Origin of the sequence: Paracoccus aestuariivivens (assembly GCF_009711225.1) — a bacterium.
Lineage (GTDB): Bacteria > Pseudomonadota > Alphaproteobacteria > Rhodobacterales > Rhodobacteraceae > Paracoccus > Paracoccus aestuariivivens.
This window is the reverse complement of the sequence record NZ_WMIE01000062.1, coordinates 1-1,014: the sequence shown is the minus strand read 5'-3', so window position 1 is coordinate 1,014 and position 1,014 is coordinate 1. Positions and strand designations below refer to the sequence as shown.

General features: G+C 66.1%; 2 protein-coding genes. Both read right to left on the bottom strand.

All coding sequences use genetic code 11. The features are described 5' to 3' along the window. Positions 1-31 precede the first annotated feature (31 nt). Positions 32-628: a HupE/UreJ family protein gene (locus GL286_RS22060; RefSeq protein WP_155097698.1), complete on the bottom strand. Its 597-nt coding sequence runs from the start codon at positions 626-628 to the stop codon at positions 32-34. 5 nt (positions 629-633) lie between these two features. Further along, a partial coding sequence (locus GL286_RS22055) for a HupE/UreJ family protein (RefSeq protein ID WP_170295371.1) occupies positions 634-1,014 on the bottom strand: 381 nt, incomplete at its 5' end.

Sequence of the window (1,014 nt, the reverse complement as noted above, 5' to 3'; positions counted from 1 at the left end):
GGGCAATTGGATTGGCCCGTTCGAGCTAAAACTAACCCCGGATCGCAGCAGCCCCAAGAAGGATGGCGATGGCGCAGGTCCATGAGCCGACGACGCGGACCGCGATGGTCAACCAGTTCCAGCCGGTTTCGATGCGCAGCGCGGCGATGCCGCCTGCCACCATCGTCAGGATGATCACCGAACCAAGCAGCGCCCCCAGACCGGACAGCAGCATCGCATTCCACGGGCCGGGATCAGGCCATGAGACATAGCCACAGGTCAGTCCGGCGATGGCCGCGATGGCGGCAAGGACTTTGGCGTTCAACTGGACATCAAGCGCGACGTGTAAGCCGATCAGCACGGCCAGTCCGATCAAGAATGTCGAGGCAGGCCATTGCTGCCCCGCGATCGCGGACAGCGCCGCACCAACAGGGATCGCAATCACGAAGGCCCAGAAAGCGATCTGACCTTCTGGCAGGCGCTGCTGGATCAGCAGCCCCAGCGCGAACAGGGTCAAGATGGCCCCCGGCACCGAGAACGCGTGCAGCAGCCCCCAGTAGAAGCCCGCAACGCCGGGAATCGCACTATGCGCGGCGGCCTGCATCGGCAGGCAGGTGGCGAGTGCCGTCAGCAGAAATCCGCGCTGCATGTGGCTCAGGCGATGCCGGTCAGGAAAGCGACGCCCGCCAGCGCGATGATCGCGCCGCAGCTGCGAACCAGAACCTGCCCTGCGGGCCAGCGGGTCAGCAGCCCAAAGGCAATGCCAATGACGTGCAGGCAGCCGGTCGCGACGACGAAGCCAAGCGCATAGGCGAAGGGATTGGCGGCTCCGGGCAGTTCGGTGCCGTGCGCATGGTCGTGGAAGATCGCGAAGATGGCGACGATCGCCGCCGCGATCCACAAGGGCGCGCGCAGGGCCACGGCGACCGCCAGCCCCAGCACGATGGCCGAGAGCGCAATGCCGGTCTCGACATGGGGGATGGGAATGCCCAGCACCCCGAGCGCGCCGCCATAAGCCATGACCAGCGGGAAGAC

Coding starts and splice junctions, on each gene's coding strand:
- GL286_RS22060 (WP_155097698.1), bottom strand. CDS start 628: ATGCAGCGCGGATTTCTGCTGACGGCACTCGCCACCTGCCTGCCGATG.